Here is a 21,973-nt window from a genome sequence, read left to right as displayed (position 1 = left end):
CATCTGGCGCCCGCCAGGTGGGGTGGCGGGACAGAGTTTGAATGGACGCGCGCGTATTCGATAAGTCGAAGCTGCCCAGCCGGCACGTCAGTGTCGGGCCGGCCCGTGCGCCGCATCGCTCCTATTACTATGCGATGGGCATGACCGCGAAGCAGATCGCGCAGCCCTTCGTCGGCGTCGCCTCCTGCTGGAACGAGGCTGCTCCCTGCAACATCGCCCTGATGCGCCAGGCCCAGGCCGTGAAGAAGGGCGTTGCCGCGGCCGCCGGCACGCCGCGCGAGTTCTGCACGATCACCGTGACCGACGGCATCGCCATGGGCCACCAGGGCATGAAGTCGTCGCTGGCCTCGCGCGAGGTCATCGCCGACTCGGTCGAGCTCACCATGCGTGGCCATTGCTACGACGCGCTGGTCGGCCTCGCCGGCTGCGACAAGTCGCTGCCCGGCATGATGATGGCGATGGTGCGCCTCAACGTGCCCTCGATCTTCATCTATGGCGGCTCGATCCTACCGGGCAATTTCAAAGGCCAGCCGGTCACCATCCAGGACGTGTTCGAGGCCGTCGGCAAGCACTCGGTCGGTGCGATGTCTGACGAGGACCTGAAGGAACTCGAGGAGGTCGCCTGCCCGTCCTCCGGCTCCTGCGGCGCCCAGTTCACCGCCAACACCATGGCGACCGTGGCCGAGGCGATCGGCCTGGCGCTGCCCTATAGCTGCGGCGCGCCGGCGCCCTACGATGTCCGCGACACCTTCTGCTACACCGCCGGCGAGATGGTGATGGACCTGATCGCCCGGAACATCCGTCCGCGCGACATCGTCACCCGCAAGGCGCTGGAGAATGCCGCGATGGTCGTCGCTGCCTCGGGCGGCTCGACCAATGCGGCGCTGCACCTGCCGGCGATCGCGCATGAATGCGGCATCGATTTCGACCTGTTCGCCGTCGCCGAGATCTTCAAGAAGACGCCCTACGTCGCCGATCTGAAGCCGGGCGGCAAATACGTCGCCAAGGACATGTTCGAGGTCGGCGGCATTCCGCTCCTGATGAAGACGCTGCTCGACAACGGCTATCTGCACGGCGACTGCATGACCGTGACCGGCCGCACCATCGCCGAGAACCTCGCTTCGGTGAAGTGGAACGACAAGCAGGACGTCGTCCATCCCGCGAACAAGCCGATCACGCAGACTGGCGGCGTCGTCGGCCTCAAGGGCAATCTCGCCCCGGAGGGCGCGATCGTGAAGATCGCCGGCATGCCGACCGAGAGCCTCGTCTTCGCCGGCCCGGCGCGCTGCTTCGACTGCGAGGAAGATGCCTTCAAGGCCGTCACCAACCGCGACTACCAGGTCGGCGACGTGCTGGTGATCCGCTATGAGGGCCCCAAGGGTGGCCCGGGCATGCGCGAGATGCTGTCGACCACCGCGGCGCTCTACGGCCAGGGCATGGGCGACAAGGTCGCGCTGATCACAGACGGGCGCTTCTCGGGTGCGACCCGCGGTTTCTGCGTCGGTCATGTCGGTCCGGAAGCCGCCGTTGGCGGGCCGATCGGCCTGATCCGCGACGGCGACATCATCGAACTCGACGCCATCACAGGAAAGCTCGCAGTCCGCCTTTCTGATGCCGAACTTGAAGCGCGTCGTAAGGACTGGACGCCGCGCCAGACGGATTATCGGTCGGGTGCGCTTTGGAAATACGCGCAGACGGTCGGATCCGCCAAGGGCGGCGCCGTCACCCATCCGGGAGGCGCAGCCGAGATACAGTGCTATGCGGATATCTGAGGCCATCATTGCAGGAGCATTGCTTGCTCTGGGCTGCCAGTCGGCAGCCTGGGCACAGAATGCGTCCGTAGAGCGCGTGCCGCTGCCGCCGCTACCGATTCCAGGCGCCGCCCTGTCGGAGCCGGAGGTGGAGAGCCGCGCTGCGCCCGTGCCGCTCAGCCGCGGCGTGATCGCGCCGGCGCCGAGCGGGCCGGCCGCCCACACCGCCTTGCCGATCGCCCCGTTCAGCAGCGCCCGCGACGCGCTGAAGGCCTGGATGCGCGATTCGACCGCCGGCGATCAGGCCGGTGCCGTCAAGGCGCTCGAATATGCGGCTGCTCAGGGCCATCTCGCCGCGCAGTTCAAGCTCGGCCGTGTCTATGCCAGCGGCGATGGCGTTCCGACCAATGATCTCAAGGCGTTCGAGTATTTCTCGAAGATCGCGGACGAGAACGCCGACGAAATTCCCGGCACCTCGGACGGGCGCATCGTCGCGGCCGCCTTCGTCGCGCTCGGCGGCTATTTCCTCGACGGGGTCAAGGGCACCTATGTGAAGCCCAATCCTGACCGCGCCTTCGACATGTTCCACTACGCCGCCTCCTATTTCGGCGACCCGGACGGCCAGTACAATCTTGCCCGGCTCTATCTCAACGGCACCGGCGTGGCGCGCGATCCGCGCCAGGCGGCGCGCTGGATGAAGCTCGCGGCCGAGAAGGGCCATGCCCCGGCGCGCGCCGTCTTCGGCGACATGCTGCTGCGCGGTGGCGACGGCGTGCCGCGCCATCCGATCATGGGCCTGATGTGGCTGGCGCTGGCCCGGGAGGGCGCCGACACTGCCCGCGAGGGCTGGATCGTCGAGCGCTATGACGCGGCCTTCGCCAATGCGAGCGCAGGCGACCGGACGGCTGCGCTTGCCCTGGCCGAGCGTCAGCACGGTCGCGCCGAGCGGCGCTGACGATCTCTGCATCCATTCCGTGCCGCGCGACGTAGCCGAGATATCGCATCTCGGAGTCTTCGCCATGCGCGACGCGGCATTCTTCAGCTTCCTCGGGGTCTGCGCCGCACTCGCCTTTCACGGGGCTGGGGCGCAGGAGCGCTTCGAAGACTGGCCGGTGCTGACGAATCCTTTCCCCAGCACGGGTGGCGGCGGCATCATGATCCATGACTATGATCCGGTCGTCGCCAGCGGCCGGTGCACGACGAAGTTCCGCGCCGTCGAGCCGAACGGCACGACCTATCACAACCTGATCGAGTTCGAGGCGGCCGAGACGCAGGGTGGCGTGCTCTGCAGCAACGGCCAATGGCGCTCCGCTGACGGCACTGCCAGCGGCACGACGCCTTTTCGGGTGTTCATCAAGGACGGTGTCAAGCGCGGCTCGCCGCAATAGCGCCGGCATTCATTCCGGGCGAGCTGCGAAGCCGCGGAGACCCTGGATGACAGCCTGATAGATGGGTGAGATTGCCGATCGCGACTCAGTTCAGCTCGATCAGCACCGGGACATGGTCCGAGGCCTTCTCCCAGCCGCGGACATGCTTGGCGATCGAGACGGCGCCGAGCCTGTCGGCGGCCTGCGGCGAGAGCAGGAGATGGTCGATGCGGATGCCGTTGTTCCGCTGCCAGGCGCCGGCCTGATAATCCCAGAATGTGTAGAGGCCGGGTGCGTCGGTGGTGGCGCGCAGCGCCTCGGTGAAGCCGAGGCTCTGCAGCTTGCGGAAGGCGGTGCGGGTCGGCGGCAGGAAGAGCGCGTCGCCGGTCCAGGCGGCGGGGTCGCGTGCGTCGCGCGGCTCGGGGATGACGTTGTAGTCGCCGGCCAGCACCAGTGGCTCCTCATGGGCCAGCAAGCCCTTGGCATGCACCGCAAGCCGCTCCATCCAGGCAAGCTTGTAGGGATACTTCTCGGTGTTCGGCGGATTGCCGTTGGGTAGGTAGATCGAGGCGAGGCGCACCACGCCGTCGCCAAGCGGCAGCACGCCTTCGAGATAGCGCGCCTGCTCGTCGCTCTCATCGCCCGGCAGACCGCGCCTGACATCCTCGAGCGCATGGCGCGAGATGATGGCGACGCCGTTGAAGCCTTTCTGGCCGTGAGTGGTGACCTGCCAGCCGGCTTCCTCGATCTCGGCGCGCGGAAAGTCGGCGTCGACGCATTTCAGCTCCTGCAGGCAGAGCGCATCGGGCTCGGCCTCCTTCAGGAAAGCGAGGACATGGGTCAGCCGCTGACGGATCGAGTTGACGTTCCAGGTGGCGATGCGCACGGGCCGGCTCCGATTCAGACGAGCGGAGACTAAGAGCCGGCCAAGCCGTCAATGCAAGTCAGCAGCGGTCATAAAAAACCTCCCGACCTGGGCCGGGAGGTTCTGATCATTCGGCGTATCGGCCGTGCCTTACGGGCAGGCGCGAACCACGCCGCCGGAGGCGATATAGGTACCGGTCTGCGGGTCGTAGCTGCGGAAGCGGCGCGAGCAATAGGCGATCGCGTCGGCATCCGGTTCCACGTAGACAGGTCGGGGCGCAGCATAGACCGGCGGCGGGACCGGCTCGGCATAGACCGGCCCGGGCGCGAGCAGGGCGCCTGCGGCAAGAGCGCCGAGCGCGCCCGCTGCAATGCCGGCGCCGACGGCTGCGCCGCGGTTATAGCGATAGCCGCGCCCGTAATAGCCATAGCGCGGGCCATAGTAGCGGCGGTACTGTACCTGCTCGACGAGATTGGTCGAGCCGGCGGTCGCTATGGCGGCGGAGGCCGGCGCGAGCGGCGCGGCCGTCACCGGTGTCGCGAGGGCGAAACCGCCAGCGAGGGCGGCGGCGATCATCGTCGTCCTGATCATCTCGAACTCCTTGTCCCTCCGAACGGGAGGATTCACGGGCGAACCTACCGGCATTGCCCGAGCTCTGTCACGTTACCTTAGGAAGTAGACGCAAAACGCGGCCAAATTTCAACGACTTCCGGCTTTCATCTGTATTTTTCGGCTTGCGTACGGCCGCGTGAAGCCCCATCTGGCGGACGTTTCCGCAGCGCACAATCCATCTGGGAGCCCCATGTCGCAGCCAGCCGATCCCGCAGACCAGCCTGCCCAAGGCCTGAAGCCGCTGCCGATGGTGATCTTCGCCTCGCGCTGGCTGCAGGTGCCGCTCTATCTCGGCCTGATCGTGGCGCAGTGCGTCTACGTCTTCCTGTTCCTCAAGGAACTCTGGCACCTCGTCAGCCACGCCTTCGATTTCAGCGAGCAGCAGATCATGCTGGTCGTGCTCGGCCTGATCGACGTGGTGATGATCTCGAACCTGCTGATCATGGTGATCGTCGGCGGCTACGAGACCTTCGTCTCGCGTCTGCGCCTGCAGGGGCATCCCGACCAGCCGGAATGGCTGAGCCATGTCAACGCCTCGATCCTGAAGATCAAGCTCGCCATGGCGATCATCGGCATCTCCTCGATCCACCTGCTGCGGACCTTCATCGAGGCCGGCAACATTGGCGGGCCGACGGCAACGAACTACACCGCGACCGGCGTTCTGCTGCAGACGCTGATCCACACCATCTTCATCTTCTCGGCGATCGGCATCGCCTGGGTCGATCGGATGACGCTCGGCGGCACCAGCAAGGGGCATTGAAGGTAGCCGTGGGCGCCACGTAAGCGGCGAGCCTGGCTAGAGTCGCGACGGTTCGTCATGCTCGCCCTTGTGGCGAGCATCCCCGTCTTGAACACCGCGCTCAATCAGCAAGGCGAAGGCGTGGATGGTCGGGACAAGCCCGCCCATGACGGGGAAGGGCGTCGATTCTGGATTCCGGGCTCAGGCCTGTCCCTGAACGACGAGAGGTTACCCCCGTGCCCGCCTCGGCGGCAGGCCCTTGACCAACGGCGAAGCCAGGCCCGGCGCGGTCTCGACGCCGAGCGCGGGCAGGGCGAGCGTACGCTGGCCGCGGAAGTCGACATGGCAGACGAGCAGGCCGCGCTCCTCGATATAGCCGATGAGGCGGCGCGCCCGGCTCGGCGAATGGCTGCCATAGGCTTCGGCCAGCTCGGCGTCGGACGGGCAGGGCGCACCCTCGATCGCGCTGCGGGCGATGAACAGGAAGAGCCCGTGCAGGTCTTCCGGCAGGGTCTCCGCGGCGGTCAGCGCCTTTTCCCAGGCCTCCGACGACAAGACTGCTTCGCTCGCCCCGGCACGGGCGACGGCGAGGCGCTTGCGGAAGGCATCCAGGCTGGTCTCCGGCCCGCTGACGCGGCGCATCCGGCAGCGCACGGTGAAATCCTGGTAGAGCACCGCGACCGGGCGGTCGCGCGCCTCGGGATCGTCGAGCAATTCGTTGAGGATCTCGACCAGCGCCGCGGCGCGCTCGGCCGGATCCATCTCGATCTCGGGCTCAGGCGGCGGCACCGGCTGGTGCGTCTCGATCCGGCGGATGATCTCGGGCGCCACCATCGGCCGCGGGCGCGGCTGCTTCGGCCAGGGCGCGGGGGCGACCTCGTCCTCTCCCGCGGTGAAGATCAGCTTGCTGGCGTCTTCCGGCGCCTGGTCGGGCAAAGGCAGCAGGCCAGGCGCGCCGCCGCGATCGATCGAAGCGACCGGACCGATCCGCACCGGCAGCGGCTTCTTCGAGAGGGCCGGCCCGAGCGCGACGAACTGGCCGCGTTCGAGATCGCGGAACATCTCGGCCTGGCGCCGGTCCATGCCGAGCAGGTCGGCGGCGCGCTGCATGTCGATGTCGAGAAAGGTGCGGCCCATCAGGAAGTTGGAGGCCTCGGCCGCGACGTTCTTGGCGAGCTTGGCGAGGCGCTGCGTCGCGATCACGCCGGCAAGGCCACGCTTGCGGCCGCGGCACATCAGGTTGGTCATTGCGCCGAGGGACAGGCGTCGCGCCTCGTCGGAGGCCTCGCCCGCCATCACTGGGGCGAAAAGCTGGGCCTCGTCGACCACGACAAGCATTGGGTACCAATGAGCGCGGTCGATGTCGAAGAGCCCGCCGAGGAAGGCGGCGGTGGCGCGCAATTGCTCGTCGGCGTCGAGTTCCTCGAGGTTGAGCACCACCGAGACCCGGTGCTGGCGCACGCGCAGCGCGATCTTCTGCAATTCGACCGGGCTCGCCGTGCCGTCGACCACGACATGGCCGAACTGGTCGGCCAGCGAGACGAAGTCGCCCTCGGGGTCGACGATGGCCTGCTGCACGAGGGGCGCGCTCTGTTCGAGCAGGCGGCGCAGCAGATGCGACTTGCCCGAGCCGGAATTGCCCTGGACCAGCAGGCGCGTTGCCAGCAATTCGGCAAGGTCGAGCTCGGCGGGCTCGCCGCCGCGCGTCGACCCCATGTCGATGCCAGTCTTCATGCCGGAATCCAGGCCGCTCCTTGCCATGGCGGGAAACGCAAGGCGGCGCTTCTAGCACGCCCGCCGGCAAGTGAGGCAAGGCCCGGCCCGCATTCCACAGCTTTGCGCAATGGAGGTGACGGCCCCTGTCAGGGGCGGCGGCGCAGGATCATGCCGCCATGGTGGAGTGTGTCCGCGTCGACGAAGGTGCCGTCGGCGGTGAAGCCGGTATCGTCCCAGTACTCGATATAGCTGCCGGTGACCTTGTAGCGGCCGCGATAGGCGCTCTCGCGACTGCCGCGCGCCTCATCATAGCGGCCATTCGGCAGCAGCTCGTGACGGACAAGGTTGTCGGCGGTGACCCACATGCCGACATAGGGGTGGCTCTCGGCAGCGGCTGCCTTAGTGATGGTCATGCGGGAGGATCCTTCCGGTCCCTTTTCAATGGTCGTGGTGGCGAGGCCGATGCCGGCGGCCAGCAAAAGCGAGGTGTTTACGAGCAAGCTGTTCATCGCGGTTCCCTTCACTGCCTGCGGCGTTCGGCGAAGACCTCCGACAATGCCTGCGACGCCGCGATCGCCCGCGAGATCCCGGCAGGGACGGTGATCAGGTAGACGATCTCCTTCAGCTCTTCCTCGGGCACGCCGATGTTCAGCGCGTAGCCGGCATGAACCTTCATGAAGGCGGTCTGGCCGGTCGCGGCGAAGGCCGCCACCGCTGCGAGCTGGCGCGTCCGATTGTCGAGGCCGGTGCGCGACCAGACATCGCCGAGCGCATAGGCCTCGGTCGCCTCGGCGAGGAAGGGAAACTCCTGCCGCATGCGCTCCAGCGCCGGCTGGGCTTCGCCCTTGTTCAGGCTGCGGATGACAGCTTCACCGCGCTTGCGCCGTTCGTCGCTCGACTCGGCGATGACGGGTGCGGGCATCGCCACGATGGCGAAGGCGGCTGCGGCGGCGCGCAGGGGAGATGGGATTGATTTGCTCATGGCTTCATCCTCAGCGGGTTGCGGTGGGGCGGACGACGATCTCGTTGACGTCGACATCGTCAGGCTGCTCGATCGCGAAGCGCACGGCGCGGCCGATCGCATCGGGCTGGAGCGCGATGGCGCGGTAGCTCCGCATCAGCTCGGCTGCGGCCGGATCGGTGATCGTGCTGGCGAGCTCGCTCTCGACCACGCCGGGGTGGATGCAGGTGACGCGCAGATCGGCGTGCTCCTGGCGCAAGCCGTCGGAGATGGCGCGCACGGCGTATTTCGTCGCGCAGTAGACGGCCGCCGTCGGCGAGACCGCGAGCGCGCCGATCGAGGCGATGTTGACGATCTGGCCGGAGCCGCGGGCCAGCATCTGCGGCAAAACAGCGGCGATGCCGTAGAGCACGCCCTTGATGTTGACGTCGACCATCCGGTCCCACTCATCGACCTTGAGCGAGGCCAGCAGCGAGAGGGGCATGACACCGGCATTGTTGACGATGACGTCGACGCGGCCGAAGGCCTCGCACGCCGCTTCGGCACAGGCGGCGACGTCGGCGCGATCGGTGACGTCGAGCCGGCGGGTGCGGACATCGCCACCTTTCGCGTTGAGCTCGTCGGCGAGTGCATCGAGGCGGTCGGTGCGACGCGCGCCGAGCATGAGCTTTGCTCCGGCGGCCGAGAGTTCGCGGGCGATGCCGACGCCGATCCCGCTGGAGGCGCCGGTGATGAGGACGACCTTGTCCATGGCCATGTCTGCTCCGTCTGGTTGTTTCGGGGCACCGCGCTGCTGCGGTTGCCCGAAAGCTAGGAGCAGGTCATTGTCGCGATAAGTCGTTCATTCCTTCCCAGACTGGAGAGCTAGTCTAACCAATGGAGATGGACCTCAATGCGCTCGCCGTGTTCGCGCTCGTCGCCGAGGAAAGGAGCTTTCGCGGCGCAGCCGACCGCATCGGCGTGACGCGTTCGGCGGTGAGTCAATCGATCCGGAAGCTGGAGGAGCGGCTCGGCATTGCGCTGGTGCAGCGGACTACGCGCAGCGTCAGCTTGACCGAGGCGGGTGAGCGCCTCCTCGCCGATCTCGATCCAGCCCTGGCTGATCTGCGGGCCGCCGTCGAGGCGACGCGGGATCTGCGCGCCGGAGCGCGCGGGCGCCTGCGCCTCGCCGTGTCGTCGATCGCCGAGCGCTTCCTGTCGGGGCCGTTCCTGGCGGGCTTCGTCGCGGGCCATCCCGAGGTCGAGCTCGACATCACCGTGACAGACGAGGAGTTCGACATCGTCGCCGCCGGTTACGATGCCGGCGTCAGGCTCGGCGAGGTCATCGAGCAGGACATGATCGCGGTCCCGATCGGCGGCGAGGAGCGCCAGCTCGCCGTCTGTGCGCCGGCCTATCGCCAGCGCTTCGGCATCCCTTCACATCCGCGCGAGTTGGCGACGCATCGCTGCATCGGCTGGCGGCCGGGCCCGAAGCTGCCGCCTTATCGCTGGGAGTTCGCCGAGGACGGCAGGGAATTCAGCGTCGCCGTCGCGCCGGAGATCACGACCAGCGACATGGCGCTCATGATCAAGCTCGCGGTAGCGGGGGCCGGCATCACCTTCGGCATGGAAGAGAGCTTCCGCCCGGCGATCGCGCGTGGCGAGCTGGTGCCGTTGCTGGAGGAATACAGCCCGTATTTCGCGGGCTTCTATCTCTATTATCCCAGCCGCCGCGCCCTGGCGCCGAAGCTGCGTGCCCTGGTCGACCATCTGCGCGGCTTCGATTGGGACAGGCACAGGGCGACGGCCTGAACGGGATCGGCTATGATTTGATTCCAGGCGCGGCCCGCGCCTCCGCCCTCCATCAGGGAAGCACGCTGCCGTGCAGGGTATTTCCGTCATCGAATCGACTGTTCGAGCGCTGCGCATAAGGAGGGGTTGCGGATCTGGCTCGGATCAGGAGGTCCATCGATGAAGCTTTCCGCCCCCATCTATCGCCTGAAGCGCAAGGCCAAGGAGCTGGCGCGCAAGGACGACATCCCGCTCCATCTCGCGCTAGACCGCGTCGCCATTGGCGAAGGCTTCGGCGCCTGGAGCCTGCTCGCGGCCAGATCCGCCGAGAGCCTGTCTGCCGAGGGGCCGCTGGCCTGGCTGGAGCCAGGCGACCTGCTGCTGATCGGCGCGCGGCCCGGGCATGGCAAGACGCTGCTCAGCCTCCAGCTCGCGGTCGAGGCGATGAAGGCCGGCCGCCGCGCGGTGTTCTTCACGCTGGAATACACGGCCCGGGATGTGGTTGGCCGCTTTCGCGCACTCGGTGTCGATCCCGCCCAATTCGAGGCGCTGTTTTCCTTCGACGATTCGGAGGCGATCAGTGCCGATCACATCATGCGGGCGCTGGCGGAGGCGCCGCGCGGCACGCTGGCGATCGTCGACTATCTGCAACTGCTCGACCAGAAGCGCGGCAATGCGGAGCTGGCGGACCAGATCCGCGATCTCAAGGCGTTCGCGCTGGCGAGGGGCGTAATCCTCGCCTTCATCTCGCAGATCGACCGGTCCTATGATCCGGCGGCGAAACCCTGTCCCGATCTTGGGGATGTTCGCCTGCCGAACCCGCTCGACCTCTCGCTGTTCAGCAAGACCTGCTTCCTGAACGAGGGCGAAGTCCGGTTTCAGGCGGCGGGGTAGCGGCTTCGCCGCATTCCGTCATTCTGGACAAGCGGTCTTAGCCGCGCAGATCCGGAATTCGTCGTAGTGTGCTGTGCTCTACGAAGGTTTCCGGCGCTCCGCTTCGCTGCGGCCGGAATGACGGGTAGATGAAGGATAATGCTCAGCGAGGGCAGCGGCTCGTGCGTTCGGCGCGCTGGATGTCGGCGATGATGCGGCGCTGCGTCGGCGAGAGCGGCACGTCCTCGACATTGTCGTACTGGCAGCCGGCATTGCCGAAGGCGCTGATGCCGCGCTGGGTGCGGAAGCAATAGCCCTGCGCCTTGTAGATCTCGTTGCGCTGGTACCACAGGTCCTCGCAGCTCTGGGCGGCCGCGGGCGTCACAGTCCCGAAGAGCGGCAGGGCGACGCCGAGAGCGAGGACGGGGGTGAGCAGCTTCGACATGACGACCTCTTGCGGTGCGAACGTTATGTTGTCGCCCTTTGCGGACGCGACAAGTCTTTTCGCTCGCTGCCATGGCACGATCACGATCTTGTTGCACGAGGGCGCGATCGCCCCGCTGGCAAAGCTGTGAATTGACGCAGCCTTGCCTGCGGAGGACAAGAATTGAGGGATTTTTCAGCCTTTCGCCTCCCAGATCGAGGCGAGCCGGGTTCCGGCCAAATTGCCGCAGGGATCGCCGGCGGCACTGCGCGCAGGTGCCGTCATCAGGTATGTTACTCCCGACAAACAATGATAGTGCGCGCGAATCGCGCCCTGGAAAGGACCGTCGTCATGATCTTCTCTTCGCTGCGCCGTCTGGCGCTCGCCGGCTTCGCCGCCTGTGCGCTTGGCGTCGCCGTCGCGCCGGCCCAGGCCCAGTCGCTCTCGGCCGAGCAACGCAGCGCCGTGGTCGAGCTGATCAAGGAGACGCTGCTGAAGAATCCGGAGCTGATCCAGGAGGCGCTGGTCGAGCTCGAGAAGCGCAACCAGGTCGCGCAGGTCGAGGCGCAGCGCAATGCGCTCTCGGCCGAGAAGGCGAGCCTGACCGACCCCGCGACCTCGGTGATCGCCGGCAACCCGCAGGGTGACGTCACCCTCGTCGAGTTCATGGATTACAATTGCGGCTTCTGCAAAAGGGCGATGGAAGACGTTCGCGCCCTCGCCAAGGACGATGCCAAGCTCAAGGTCGTGATCAAGGACTTCCCGATCCTCGGCCCCGACTCGGTCGAGGCCAGCCGCGTCGCCATCGCCGTGAAGAACCAGCTCCAGGGCCAGAAATACTGGGATTTCCATCTCAAGCTGATGGCGACCAAGGGCCGGATCAATGGCGCCAAGGCGCTGGAGATCGCCAAGGAAGCCGGCGCCGACATCGAACGCGTCAAGAAGGAGATCGATGCTCCGGCGACGCGCGCCGTGATCGAGCAGACGGTCGCGCTCGGCGACCGGCTCGGCCTCACCGGCACGCCGGCCTTCATCATCGGCGACGAGGTGGTGTTCGGCGCGGTCGGCCAGGCGGCGCTGAAGCAGAAGATCGAAGCCGTCCGCAAATGCGGCAAGGCGACCTGCAGCGGCTGAACCGATACGACCTTCAAGCTGGCTCGCGGCGTCGTTTGCTGTGGACCAACGCGCGGGATGGCGGCGATTTGCATAGGCAAGGTGCCCACAGGGCGCCTTCGCCCTTTTCCTGACCCGCCGTTCCGGGTAAAGACGCGCGACATCGCGAGGCTGCCGGCTTGATCCGGCGCCATTCATTCGCATATGCGCATCCTCTTCGGGACCTGCCGTCCCGCCCAACCGAGCTCACGAAGACGGTGAAATCCGCCATGGCGACCAAGAGCCCTATCGATCCCGAACTCGTGCGCGAGATGGCGCAACTGATCAACGAGACCGATCTGACCGAGATCGAGGTGCAGAAGGGCGACCTGCGCATCCGCGTCGCCCGTACCATCACCGCGACGGTGATGGCTCCGGTTGCGCCTGCGCCGGCCTTCGCGCCTGCACCTGTGGCGGCCGCCGCTGCCGCTCCGGCCGAAGCCAAGGCCGCCGCTGCCCATCCCGGCACGGTCAACTCGCCGATGGTCGGCACCGCCTATCGCCGGCCCTCGCCGGATGCCAAGCCGTTCATCGAGATCGGCCAGGAGGTGAAGGCCGGCGAGCGCGTGCTGCTCGTCGAAGCCATGAAGACCTTCAACGACATCGTCGCCCCGCGTGCCGGCAAGGTCGTCGCGATTCTCGTCGAGGACGGCCAGCCGGTCGAATACGGCGAGCCCCTGCTGGTGATCGAGTGAGGATTCATCCGGGCGGGAGCGGGCTCAAGATGTTCGACAAGATCCTGATCGCCAATCGCGGCGAGATCGCGCTGCGGGTGCTGCGAGCTGCCAAGGAACTCGGCATCGCGACGGTTGCGGTGCATTCGACCGCAGACGCCAACGCCATGCATGTGCGCCTCGCCGACGAGAGCGTCTGCATCGGCCCGCCGCCGGCGCGCGAGAGCTATCTCAACATCCCGGCCTTGATCGCCGCCTGCGAGATCACCGGTGCCGACGCGGTCCACCCCGGCTACGGCTTCCTCTCGGAGAACGCCCGCTTCGCCGAGATCCTCGAACGGCACAACATCGCCTTCATCGGCCCCAAGGCCGAGCATATCCGCAGCATGGGCGACAAGATCGAGGCCAAGCGCACGGCCAAGCGTCTCGGCATCCCCTGCGTGCCGGGCTCCGAGGGCGGGGTCGCCGATGACGATGAGGCGCTGCGCATCATCAGAGAGATCGGGCTGCCCGTCATCATCAAGGCGGCATCCGGCGGCGGCGGCAAGGGCATGAAAGTCGTGCGCAGCGAGGACGAGGTGTCCGTCGCGCTTGCCACGGCCCGCAGCGAGGCCAAGGCCAATTTCGGCGACGACGCCGTCTATATCGAGAAATACCTAGAGAAGCCGCGCCATATCGAGATCCAGGTGCTCGGCGACGGCAAGGGCCGGGCGATCCATCTCGGCGAGCGCGACTGCTCGCTGCAGCGCCGCCACCAGAAGGTCTGGGAGGAGGGGCCGTCGCCGGCCCTCAATGCCGGCGAACGCGACCGGATCGGCAACATCTGCGCCAAGGCGATGGCCGATATGGGCTATCTCGGCGCCGGCACGATCGAGTTCCTCTACGAGGACGGCGAGTTCTACTTCATCGAGATGAACACCCGCATCCAGGTCGAGCATCCGGTCACCGAGATGATCACCGGGATCGACCTCGTCAACGAGCAGATCCGGATCGCTGCCGGGGCGCCGCTCTCGATCAGCCAGAAGGACGTCGTCATCGAGGGCCATGCCATCGAATGCCGCGTCAATGCCGAGCACCCCGCGACCTTCCGGCCCTCGCCAGGCAAGATCGCCTCGTTCCATACGCCTGGCGGGCTCGGCGTGCGCGTCGATTCGGCGGCCTATCAGGGCTATGTCATCCCGCCGCATTACGACTCGCTGGTCGGCAAGCTGATCGTGCACGGCCGCAACCGGGCCGAATGCCTGATGCGCCTGCGCCGTTCGCTCGACGAGTTCGTCGTCGACGGCGTCGATACCACGCTGCCGCTGTTCCGCACGCTGGTGCGCAATCCCGACATCCTGAACGGCGACTACAACATCCACTGGCTGGAGAAATTCCTCGCCAATGGCGGCATGGACCAGCCGGGCGAGGTGTGAGGTCCGGCACATGCCGTCAAGCTCGGGCCTGACCCGAGCCTCTCAGGCGGGAAGGGCTCGGTAACGCCTTCTCGTCACGAGATTCCCGGGTCTGCGCTTCGCTCCACCCGAGAACGACGCTTCGGGTTTGACTCAACCGCCGACCCGCGCTCCCATCGCCGCATGAAGGCCCGTTCCACACCCGCGCGCACGCCGGCCATCACGCCGGAGATCCTGCTGCGCGCCTATGCGGCCGGTGTCTTCCCGATGGCGGAGAGCGCCGACGATCCCGGCCTGTTCTGGGTCGAGCCGGAAATTCGCGGCATCATCCCGCTCGACGCCTTCCATCTGCCGGGCCGGTTGGCGCGCACTGTCCGGTCCGATCGTTTCGAGATCCGGATCGATCACGATTTCGCCCGCGTGATCGCGGCCTGCGCCGAAAGCCGGCCTGACCGGACCGAGACCTGGATCAACGGCCGCATCCGGGCGCTCTATGGCGAGCTCTTCCATCTCGGCTATGTTCACACCGTCGAATGCTGGCGCGAGGACAGGCTGGTCGGCGGGCTCTATGGCCTGTCGCTGGGCGGCGCCTTCTTCGGCGAGAGCATGTTCCACCGTGAGACCGACGCCTCGAAGGTGGCGCTTGTCCATCTCATCGCCCGGCTCCGGCGCGGCGGCTACCGCTTGCTCGATACCCAGTTCCAGACTGCGCATCTCTCACAGTTCGGCACGCGCGAGGTCCCGCGCGAGGCCTATCGCGAACTGCTCGACGCGGCGGTCGCGGCCGATGGCGACTGGTGGGCCTGGCCTGCCGGGCAGGCGGTCACCGGGGGCGAGGCGCTTGGCGAGCTGTCCGGCTGAGAGCCGGTCAGGTCGCCTGTCCGCCGCTTGCCATCGGCGAGGGCTCCCAGAGCTCGATCGGATTGCCCTCGGGATCGTGGATGCGGCAGAAGCGGCCGACTTCCGAATCCCATTCCGGTCGCGTCTCGACCGCGATGCCCGCGGCACGGAGCGAAGCCATCATCACATCGAGATCGTCGACGCGGAAATTGACCATCCATTGCTGGTCCGGCCTGCCGAAATAGTCCGTCGTTGCAGCGAAGGGGCCGAAAATGGTCGGCCCGGCCTCCTGGCTCCAGACCACCTTGTTCATGTCGGCGATGCCGAGGTGAAGCTCGTACCAGGCCGATAGAGCCTGTGGATCGCTGCCGCGGAAGAACAGGCCACCAATGCCGGTGACCCGCGCCATGGTCAGTTGTTGCCGGCCGGGTCGCGGCCCTGCACCGGATTGGTCGGGAAGAAGCGCTGCGAGGGCGTCTGGCGCGGCTGCACCGGTATGCCCTGCGGCGGGGCGACGTCGATGCGCTGATTGCCCGGTGGCGGTGTCTGCTGGGCCGGACGGGCCGGGCGACGTTGGTCCGGGGGGAGAGGCGGAGGCGCGGTCTCCGGCTCCTTCGGATCGACCACGAGTTCGGTGCCGCCTTTGCAGTCGGTCAGCCAGACATCATAGATCGCGTGCTCGACGCCATGCAGGCCCGGGCTGGACGCATACATCCAGCCGGTGAAGATGCGCCGGTACTCGTTGTTGAAGGTGACCTCGTCGACCTCGGTGAAGGAGGTCGTCTGCGGCGCCTCGGTCGGTGGACGGGTCCAGCAGATGCGCGGCGTGATCTGCAGCGCGCCGAACTGCACGGTCTCGTCGATCGCCACCTCGAAGGAGATGATCCGGCCGGTGATCTTGTCGAGCCCGGCGAAGACCGCCGTCGGATTGCGGATACGGTCGGCCTTGGCGGGGACGGCCAGTGCGAGCGCTGCGCCGGAGACGGCGGCGAGGGCGAGGATCCTGCGGAGCGAAGGCATGCCGGTATGCGATTCTCTTCAAGCGGGCCCGAGCCGCGATGGGGCGCAGTAGCACGGCAATCGCAGCGGAAAAAGGGCGAGAGGCCGGTGAATGCCCGGGCTCGCACCGAAAGCGCGACGACGCCCGTCGCCGGTTCATGCGTTTCCTCGGATAGAGCCGGCATCGAGACGCATGCCGAACAGCGCTTTCGCTCTTGCGAACCGTTTGCATGTCTCTATCTTGCGAATGCACTGCAAGAGCAGAATTGGGATCAGGCATGGACGCTCGGGTCGAGAAGGTGCCCGCAGGCTGGCGCAGCGAGCGGGGCGAGGCTTCGCTGGCCGATGTCCATCGCTCGATCGCGGTGCGCAACTCCGGACCGGGCTGGCGCCGTGCCGTGGCCTTCGCCGGGCCGGGCTATCTCGTCGCCGTCGGCTATATGGATCCCGGCAACTGGGCGACCTCGATCGCAGGTGGCTCCAAGTTCGGCTACACGCTGCTCGTCGTCGCACTGGTCTCCAACATCATGGCGATCGTGCTGCAGTCGCTCTGCGCGCGGCTCGCCATCGCGTCGGGGCGCGACCTCGCCCAGGCCTGCCGCGACGCCTTCCCCAGGCCCGTCGCCTATGTGCTGTGGTTCCTCGCCGAAACCGCGATCATCGCCACCGACATCGCGGAAGTGATCGGCACCGCGATCGGCCTCAACCTGATCTTCGGCATTCCGCTAGAGCTCGGCGTCATCATCACCGCGCTCGACGTCTTCCTGATCCTCTATCTGCAGCGGCTCGGGTTCCGCTGGGTCGAGGCGCTGATCATCACGCTGCTCGGCGTGATCGCGGTCTGCTTCGCCATCCAGATCGCGCTCGCCGATCCGAACTGGGGGCAGGTGATCCGCGGCTTTGCGCCGACCACCGAGATCGTCACCAATCCGGAGATGCTGTACCTCGCGCTCGGCATCCTCGGTGCGACGGTGATGCCGCACAACCTCTATCTGCATTCGGGCATCGTGCAGACGCGCGCCTATGGCGAAACCCTGCCGGAGAAGCGTCAGGCGCTGAAATTCGCCACGATCGATTCGACGGTCGCGCTGATGTTCGCGCTGCTGATCAACGCCTCGATCCTGATCCTGGCGGCGGCGACCTTCTACAAGACCGGCCAGACCGAGGTCGCCGAGCTCGGCGACGCGCACAAGCTGCTTGGCCCGCTGCTGGGCGTGGCGATCGCGCCGACCCTGTTCGGCATCGCGCTGCTCTGCTGCGGCATCAACTCGACGGTGACGGCGACGCTCGCCGGCCAGATCGTGATGGAGGGGTTTCTCAAGATCAGGCTGGCGCCCTGGCTGCGCCGGCTGATCACCCGAGGCATCGCCATCATACCGGCGGCAGCGGTAACGATCTGGTACGGCGATTCCGGCACGGCGCGCCTCCTGATCCTGACCCAGGTCGTCCTCTCGCTGCAGCTCTCCTTTGCGGTCTTCCCTCTGGTGATGTTCACTGCCGACAAAGCCAAGATGGGCGAGCTGGTCGCGCCGCGCTGGCTCATCGCCTTCGCCTATCTGATCGCGGTGGTGATCGCGGCGCTCAACGTCAAGCTGCTGGTCGACTTTATCGGCGTGGCAGGTTGAGTCAGCGCGCAGCGCGCCTGGCGCGGAAGCGGGCGACCTTGTCGCGGTTGCCACAGAGGCTCATCGTGCACCAGCGCCGGGTGTTGTTGCGGCCGCGATCGTAGAAGACGAGCGTGCAATCATCGGCGGCGCAGCACTTTAGCCGCGCCGGCTCGGCCTCGCAGACGAAACGAGCCAGATCGAGCGCGATCTGAGCGGCGGGCCCGGCGGGATCGAACGCGAATCCGAGCGCGGGACCATTGTCCCCGCGCTGCAGGACATGGTGGCCGTTGAGGCCGGCCAACCGCCGGTTGACCGACGCCAGAACCGCATTGGGCAGCGGCTGGCCTGCCTCAAGCGTCTCAAAGACCGGCCGCAGCTCAGCGCGCAATGTGCGCAGATCGGTCATTGCCTCGCTTCCATCCCCGGCAGCATCGCCGAGGCCGGCCGCTCTCAGCCAGGCCAATGCCCGCTCGGGACCATCGATCAGCTCCTGGGGACCGGTTTCGCCGGCGGGCGTGGTGTTGAGCAGATCCAGCCAGGTCGAACCCCCGACGAATGGGAAGCCGTCGCGGAATTCGCTGGAAGCCTCTGTCGCAGACGTCATCTCGGATCTCGGAGGGATATGTCGATCTGTAACCGCTTATTTATCGATTGACAGGTGTCAAATCAAGTGACACCGTTGAAGAAGATAAACAGAGGTTACATCACTCGCGATGCCCCGTTCCCTCAGCCGCTTTGCCGCCATCACCCTCGCCGCAGGAGTTCTTGCCATGACGTCCGTTGCCGTCGCCGAGCCCGGCCCAACTCAGTTCCGCACCACCGAGATCGCCGGTACCGAGATCTTCTATCGCGAGGCCGGGCCGCAGGACGCGCCGGCGCTCCTGCTGCTGCACGGTTTTCCGTCCTCGTCGCACATGTTTCGCGACCTGATTCCGCGCCTTTCGGGGCAGTACCGGGTGATCGCGCCCGACTATCCCGGCTTCGGCCATAGCGGCGCGCCGTCGCCGGCCGCGTTCGATTATCGCTTCGACCGCCTCGCCGAGGTGGTGGAAGCGCTGGTCGATCGGCTCGGGCTGAAGAGCTATGTGCTCTATCTGCAAGACTATGGCGGCCCGGTGGGCTTCCGCCTGGCGCTGCGCCGGCCGGAGCGGGTGCGCGGGCTGATCGTGCAGAACGCCGTCGCCAATGCCGAGGGCTGGAACCCCGAGATCACCGCGTCGATGGGGCCGTTCTGGCGCGAGCGCAACGCCGAGACCGAGAAGCCCTTCGCCGATCTGCTGAAGCCGGAGACGACGCGCTTCCAATACACCCACGGTGCCGCGCGGGCCGAACGGCTCTCGCCCGATGCGTGGACGATGGACCAGGCCGGGCTGGACCGACCGGGCAATCGCGAGATCCAGCTCCGGCTGCTGCACGATTATCAGAGCAATTTCGCAGCCTATCCGGCCTGGCAGCGCTACCTCACCGAACGCCAGCCGCCGATGCTGATCGTCTGGGGGAAGAACGACCCGTTCTTCACGCTCCAGGGGGTCGACTATCTGAAGCAGCAGGTGCCGGGCGCCGAGGTGCATCTGTTCGACGCCGGCCATTTCGCGCTGGAGACGCATGCCGGCGAGATCGCCGAACGCATCCGGGCGTTCATGGCGCGGTTGCCTGCGCGGTAGTCCGTGTGCTGGGCTCCGGCATGAGCAGAAGCAGCAGCGCCAGCGCGATGCCAGCGGCGATGCCGAGCGTGATGAAGGCCGCGCCGTAGCCGTAGCCGACGACGATCGCCCCGGCGACAGAGGTGCTCAGGGCGCCGCCGATGCCTTGCGCAGTCGCGATGGCGCCCTGGGCGACGTTGAAGTGGCCGGTGCCTGTGGTGAGATCAGCGACGATCAATGGAAAGAGCGCGCCGAAGATGCCGGCGCCGACGCCGTCCAGCAGCTGGACGCCGATCAGCCAGGGCGTCGCATCCGAGAGCGGGTAGAGCAGGCCGCGCAGGCACAGGACCGCCAGCGCCACCGCGAAGATCCGCTTGCGGCCCCAGCGATCGGCCTTGGCGCCCACGACGAGGGCGACCGGGACCATCACCAATTGGGCTGCGACGATGCAGGCCGACATCAAGGTGGTGGCAAGCTCCGGATTGGCCAACGCCAGCTTCTGGCCGACGAGCGGCAGCATCGCCGCATTGGCGAAATGAAAGAGCGTGGTCGACGCAGCGAAGACCAGCAGAGGCGGGTTGGCGAGAAGCACGCTGAAGCCCGACGGGCGTGCCTCGCCGGAGCCCGTGGACGCGCTGTCGAGGCCGCGGGCGACGTCGTGATCGATTGCAGCCGCGGGCACGCTCAGCGTGGCGGCGATGCTGGCCACCGCCATCGCCGCCATCAGCCAGAAGACCGCGACGGGGCCAAGCCAATAGGCAAGCGCCCCGGCGAGCAAAGCGGCGACGGCGTTGCCGGTATGGTTGAAGGCCTCATTGCGGCCGATCCGGGCCGCAAAAGCCTTCGGTCCGACGATGCCGAGCGTGATCGCGGCGATCGCCGGAGGGAACACGGCGCCGGCGACCCCCGAGATCGCCTGCAGGATCGTGACCGGCACCAGGCCGGGAAAGAGCGGAATGGCGAGCGAAGCGGCCGTGATCGCGAGCGCAGCGGCGACGAGAATGGCGCGTTTCGCCCGTACGACATCGATCAGCGCACCCGCCGGCGTCTGCGCGACGATTCCGGTGATCCCCGCCGCCGAGAGCGTGAAGCCGATCGAGGCCTCGTCCCAGTGCTGAACCGTCAGCAGGTAGATCGCGAGATAGGGGCCGAGGCCGTCGCGGACATCGGCGAGGAAGAAGTTCAGCGCGTCGAGCGGCCCGCGAGCCGATGAGGTGCGATCAGGGGCCATATCGATCTCGCGGCTAGAACGGCGCGCCGATCAACGGGCGAGGACGAGCCTGGTTCCCTTGCGTCCAGGCACCAAAAACCGGCGATGCGTGGCATCGCCGGCGTGAGCTCGCATCTTCGTCCGCCTGTCAGCGGCCGGGCGTCCAGGCCTGATAGTCGCCGGTCGCGGCCGGGGTCTTGTTCTCGCCGAGGGTCGAGCCAGGCGGGTGATAGGCCATGGCGGTGCCGGTGTAATTCGGCTGGTGCGGCTTCTGCCATTCGCGCGGGGTATACTTTTCCTCGGAGGGAGCGACATCGACGGTGTGATGGAGCCAGCCGTTCCAGCCGGGCGGGATGATCGAGGCTTCGATCGGGCCGTTGTAGACCACCCAACGGCGCTGGATGCCGAGCGCCTTGTCCTTCACGCCGCCTTTGGTGCGGTAGTAGACGTTGCCGAACTCGTCCTCGCCGACCTTCTCGCCGAAGCGCCAGGTGTGGAACCGCGTGCCGATCGTCTGGCCGTTCCACCAGGTGAAGAGCTGGAGCAGGGTCTTGGTCATCGCTTTGCGTCCGCGCAGGCCTTGGAGCCGTCGCCCGACTTATGAAGAGCGAGGCGAGGGATGTCCAGTGCGGCCCGGCGCAGCAGCGTCGTCGGGTTCGAGTTGATGAATGGCCACGAGGTAATGATGGCCATTCTCGATATCGCCTGTGCCTGGCGGCAGCCGCTCGCGGCCCCTTGCATCTAAGCCCGGTCAGGAGCTGTCGCTGTCCAGCATGGCGGAACGCCGGTGCGACCGATCTCGCCTGCCACGTCGCGGCGTCCCCGCCACGATTCGGTCATGATTCGGAGCGCCTTCGATGAGCCTCGTTGACGCGCCAGCCGCCCAAGCTTCGCGCGGATTCAAGCACTTGTGGCTGCCGCTGCAGAGAGGACTTCCACTAGTAGGGTTCGCGAGGTCCTGTTGATGCCCTGTTAACCATGGTCCGGCGGATTTTAGTGATTTCACACCGGCAAGGATCGTTGCAAGCTCGCAACGGCGCCGCGATTCCACATGTGATTCCTTGAGCTTAGCAGGTGCCTTGAAACTTATCCCCATGATCCACATCTCCCTACAAGATGTCGTATCCACACCTATCGCCTCGCACTAATCCTTGACGGCGCGACCCAATCGGGACTAAATTTTGACGGTCGCGTGACGGTTGGCGGAGACGCCTTTTTCGACCCGCGAAACGAGTTCCCAGACGGGTCAAGGCGATCACCGCGGCGCGCCAGAGATGGCGACGGCGAACGGCGACGTGCGTGCTCCGGCTGGCCGCATCAGGAAACCGATGACGGGGCACACCGTCGCGGGGTCCGGGAGCATCAAACCGAGTTGG

The 21,973-nt window shown here is 66.8% G+C and carries 24 protein-coding genes; 12 read left to right on the top strand and 12 right to left on the bottom strand.

Annotation, left to right across the window (positions count from 1 at the left end; genetic code table 11):
• Positions 1–41: 41 nt before the first annotated feature.
• The 3 genes from ilvD (at position 42) to CXY91_RS09545 (ending at position 3,139) form a co-directional block, all read left to right on the top strand.
• Positions 42–1,772 carry a dihydroxy-acid dehydratase gene (gene ilvD, locus CXY91_RS09555; RefSeq protein ID WP_100960704.1) on the top strand — a complete coding sequence of 577 codons (1,731 nt, stop codon included), beginning with the start codon at positions 42–44 and terminating at the stop codon, positions 1,770–1,772.
• 148 nt (positions 1,773–1,920) lie between these two features.
• The gene (locus CXY91_RS09550; RefSeq protein ID WP_425285405.1) at positions 1,921–2,706 is read left to right on the top strand and encodes a tetratricopeptide repeat protein; all 786 of its coding nucleotides are present in this window, start codon (positions 1,921–1,923) and stop codon (positions 2,704–2,706) included.
• 64 nt (positions 2,707–2,770) lie between these two features.
• A complete protein-coding gene (locus CXY91_RS09545) occupies positions 2,771–3,139 on the top strand; it encodes a hypothetical protein (RefSeq protein WP_143079619.1) in 369 nt (122 codons plus the stop codon).
• A gap of 85 nt (positions 3,140–3,224) precedes the next feature.
• Here the strand turns inward: CXY91_RS09545 and xth are convergent, their stop codons facing one another.
• Together xth and CXY91_RS09535 are read right to left on the bottom strand one after the other, a co-directional pair.
• On the bottom strand, positions 3,225–4,004 hold the full coding sequence (gene xth / locus CXY91_RS09540) for an exodeoxyribonuclease III (protein WP_100960698.1): 780 nt from the start codon (positions 4,002–4,004) through the stop codon (positions 3,225–3,227).
• A 129-nt stretch (positions 4,005–4,133) separates the two neighbouring features.
• On the bottom strand, positions 4,134–4,574 hold the full coding sequence (locus tag CXY91_RS09535) for a BA14K family protein (protein WP_100960696.1): 441 nt from the start codon (positions 4,572–4,574) through the stop codon (positions 4,134–4,136).
• A 211-nt stretch (positions 4,575–4,785) separates the two neighbouring features.
• On the opposite strand from CXY91_RS09535, the gene CXY91_RS09530 reads away from it, so the two are divergent.
• Complete coding sequence (locus CXY91_RS09530) at positions 4,786–5,355, top strand: TIGR00645 family protein (RefSeq protein ID WP_100960694.1); 570 nt, start codon at positions 4,786–4,788, stop codon at positions 5,353–5,355.
• A gap of 207 nt (positions 5,356–5,562) precedes the next feature.
• On the opposite strand, the gene CXY91_RS09525 is transcribed toward CXY91_RS09530, so the two are convergent.
• From CXY91_RS09525 to CXY91_RS09510, 4 genes are all read right to left on the bottom strand, one after another.
• Positions 5,563–7,068, bottom strand: a complete 1,506-nt coding sequence (locus CXY91_RS09525) for a helicase HerA domain-containing protein (protein ID WP_091828583.1) — start codon at positions 7,066–7,068, stop codon at positions 5,563–5,565.
• Between the two features lie 128 nt (positions 7,069–7,196).
• Positions 7,197–7,559: an Atu4866 domain-containing protein gene (locus CXY91_RS09520; RefSeq protein WP_100960692.1), complete on the bottom strand. Its 363-nt coding sequence runs from the start codon at positions 7,557–7,559 to the stop codon at positions 7,197–7,199.
• 11 nt (positions 7,560–7,570) lie between these two features.
• Positions 7,571–8,032: a carboxymuconolactone decarboxylase family protein gene (locus CXY91_RS09515; protein WP_199777387.1), complete on the bottom strand. Its 462-nt coding sequence runs from the start codon at positions 8,030–8,032 to the stop codon at positions 7,571–7,573.
• Between the two features lie 10 nt (positions 8,033–8,042).
• A complete protein-coding gene (locus CXY91_RS09510; RefSeq protein ID WP_100960688.1) occupies positions 8,043–8,768 on the bottom strand; it encodes an SDR family oxidoreductase in 726 nt (241 codons plus the stop codon).
• 119 nt (positions 8,769–8,887) lie between these two features.
• Here CXY91_RS09510 and CXY91_RS09505 point away from each other — a divergent pair, with 119 nt between their 5' ends.
• A complete protein-coding gene (locus CXY91_RS09505) occupies positions 8,888–9,802 on the top strand; it encodes a LysR substrate-binding domain-containing protein (RefSeq protein WP_100960687.1) in 915 nt (304 codons plus the stop codon).
• 159 nt (positions 9,803–9,961) lie between these two features.
• Positions 9,962–10,675 (top strand): DNA helicase, encoded by a 714-nt coding sequence (locus CXY91_RS09500; RefSeq protein WP_100960685.1) that lies wholly within the window; start codon positions 9,962–9,964, stop codon positions 10,673–10,675.
• A gap of 142 nt (positions 10,676–10,817) precedes the next feature.
• Here CXY91_RS09500 and CXY91_RS09495 read toward each other — a convergent pair whose 3' ends face one another.
• Complete coding sequence (locus CXY91_RS09495) at positions 10,818–11,099, bottom strand: YARHG domain-containing protein (RefSeq protein WP_100960683.1); 282 nt, start codon at positions 11,097–11,099, stop codon at positions 10,818–10,820.
• A 330-nt stretch (positions 11,100–11,429) separates the two neighbouring features.
• On the opposite strand from CXY91_RS09495, the gene CXY91_RS09490 reads away from it, so the two are divergent.
• From CXY91_RS09490 to aat, 4 genes are all read left to right on the top strand, one after another.
• Entirely contained in the window at positions 11,430–12,212 is a 783-nt protein-coding gene (locus CXY91_RS09490) for a DsbA family protein (protein ID WP_091828596.1), read from the top strand.
• A gap of 248 nt (positions 12,213–12,460) precedes the next feature.
• Positions 12,461–12,925, top strand: coding sequence for an acetyl-CoA carboxylase biotin carboxyl carrier protein (gene accB, locus CXY91_RS09485; RefSeq protein WP_091828598.1), 465 nt, complete (start codon positions 12,461–12,463; stop codon positions 12,923–12,925).
• 29 nt (positions 12,926–12,954) lie between these two features.
• The gene (gene accC, locus CXY91_RS09480; RefSeq protein WP_091828600.1) at positions 12,955–14,319 is read left to right on the top strand and encodes an acetyl-CoA carboxylase biotin carboxylase subunit; all 1,365 of its coding nucleotides are present in this window, start codon (positions 12,955–12,957) and stop codon (positions 14,317–14,319) included.
• Positions 14,320–14,481: 162 nt separating this feature from the next.
• Positions 14,482–15,159: a leucyl/phenylalanyl-tRNA--protein transferase gene (gene aat, locus CXY91_RS09475; RefSeq protein ID WP_100960681.1), complete on the top strand. Its 678-nt coding sequence runs from the start codon at positions 14,482–14,484 to the stop codon at positions 15,157–15,159.
• A gap of 7 nt (positions 15,160–15,166) precedes the next feature.
• Here aat and CXY91_RS09470 read toward each other — a convergent pair whose 3' ends face one another.
• The gene (locus CXY91_RS09470; protein WP_100960679.1) at positions 15,167–15,547 is read right to left on the bottom strand and encodes a VOC family protein; all 381 of its coding nucleotides are present in this window, start codon (positions 15,545–15,547) and stop codon (positions 15,167–15,169) included.
• 2 nt (positions 15,548–15,549) lie between these two features.
• The gene (locus CXY91_RS09465; protein WP_100960676.1) at positions 15,550–16,158 is read right to left on the bottom strand and encodes a DUF2155 domain-containing protein; all 609 of its coding nucleotides are present in this window, start codon (positions 16,156–16,158) and stop codon (positions 15,550–15,552) included.
• 257 nt (positions 16,159–16,415) lie between these two features.
• Here CXY91_RS09465 and CXY91_RS09460 point away from each other — a divergent pair, with 257 nt between their 5' ends.
• Entirely contained in the window at positions 16,416–17,762 is a 1,347-nt protein-coding gene (locus tag CXY91_RS09460; protein WP_100960674.1) for an Nramp family divalent metal transporter, read from the top strand.
• A gap of 1 nt (position 17,763) precedes the next feature.
• Here the strand turns inward: CXY91_RS09460 and CXY91_RS09455 are convergent, their stop codons facing one another.
• Positions 17,764–18,348, bottom strand: a complete 585-nt coding sequence (locus tag CXY91_RS09455) for a CGNR zinc finger domain-containing protein (protein WP_100960672.1) — start codon at positions 18,346–18,348, stop codon at positions 17,764–17,766.
• Between the two features lie 166 nt (positions 18,349–18,514).
• Between CXY91_RS09455 and CXY91_RS09450 the strand changes: the two genes are divergently transcribed.
• Positions 18,515–19,408 (top strand): alpha/beta fold hydrolase, encoded by an 894-nt coding sequence (locus CXY91_RS09450; RefSeq protein ID WP_100960670.1) that lies wholly within the window; start codon positions 18,515–18,517, stop codon positions 19,406–19,408.
• Here the strand turns inward: CXY91_RS09450 and CXY91_RS09445 are convergent.
• Positions 19,383–20,618 (bottom strand): MFS transporter, encoded by a 1,236-nt coding sequence (locus CXY91_RS09445; protein WP_100960668.1) that lies wholly within the window; start codon positions 20,616–20,618, stop codon positions 19,383–19,385. The genes CXY91_RS09450 and CXY91_RS09445 overlap by 26 nt on opposite strands.
• Before the next feature lie 127 nt (positions 20,619–20,745).
• Positions 20,746–21,156 (bottom strand): NADH:ubiquinone oxidoreductase subunit NDUFA12, encoded by a 411-nt coding sequence (locus CXY91_RS09440; protein WP_091828610.1) that lies wholly within the window; start codon positions 21,154–21,156, stop codon positions 20,746–20,748.
• Positions 21,157–21,973: the final 817 nt, after the last annotated feature.

Origin of the sequence: Allobosea sp. FBZP-16 (assembly GCF_002831785.1) — a bacterium.
Classification (GTDB): domain Bacteria; phylum Pseudomonadota; class Alphaproteobacteria; order Rhizobiales; family Beijerinckiaceae; genus Allobosea; species Allobosea lupini.
This window is presented reverse-complemented; position numbering and strand designations above follow the sequence as displayed.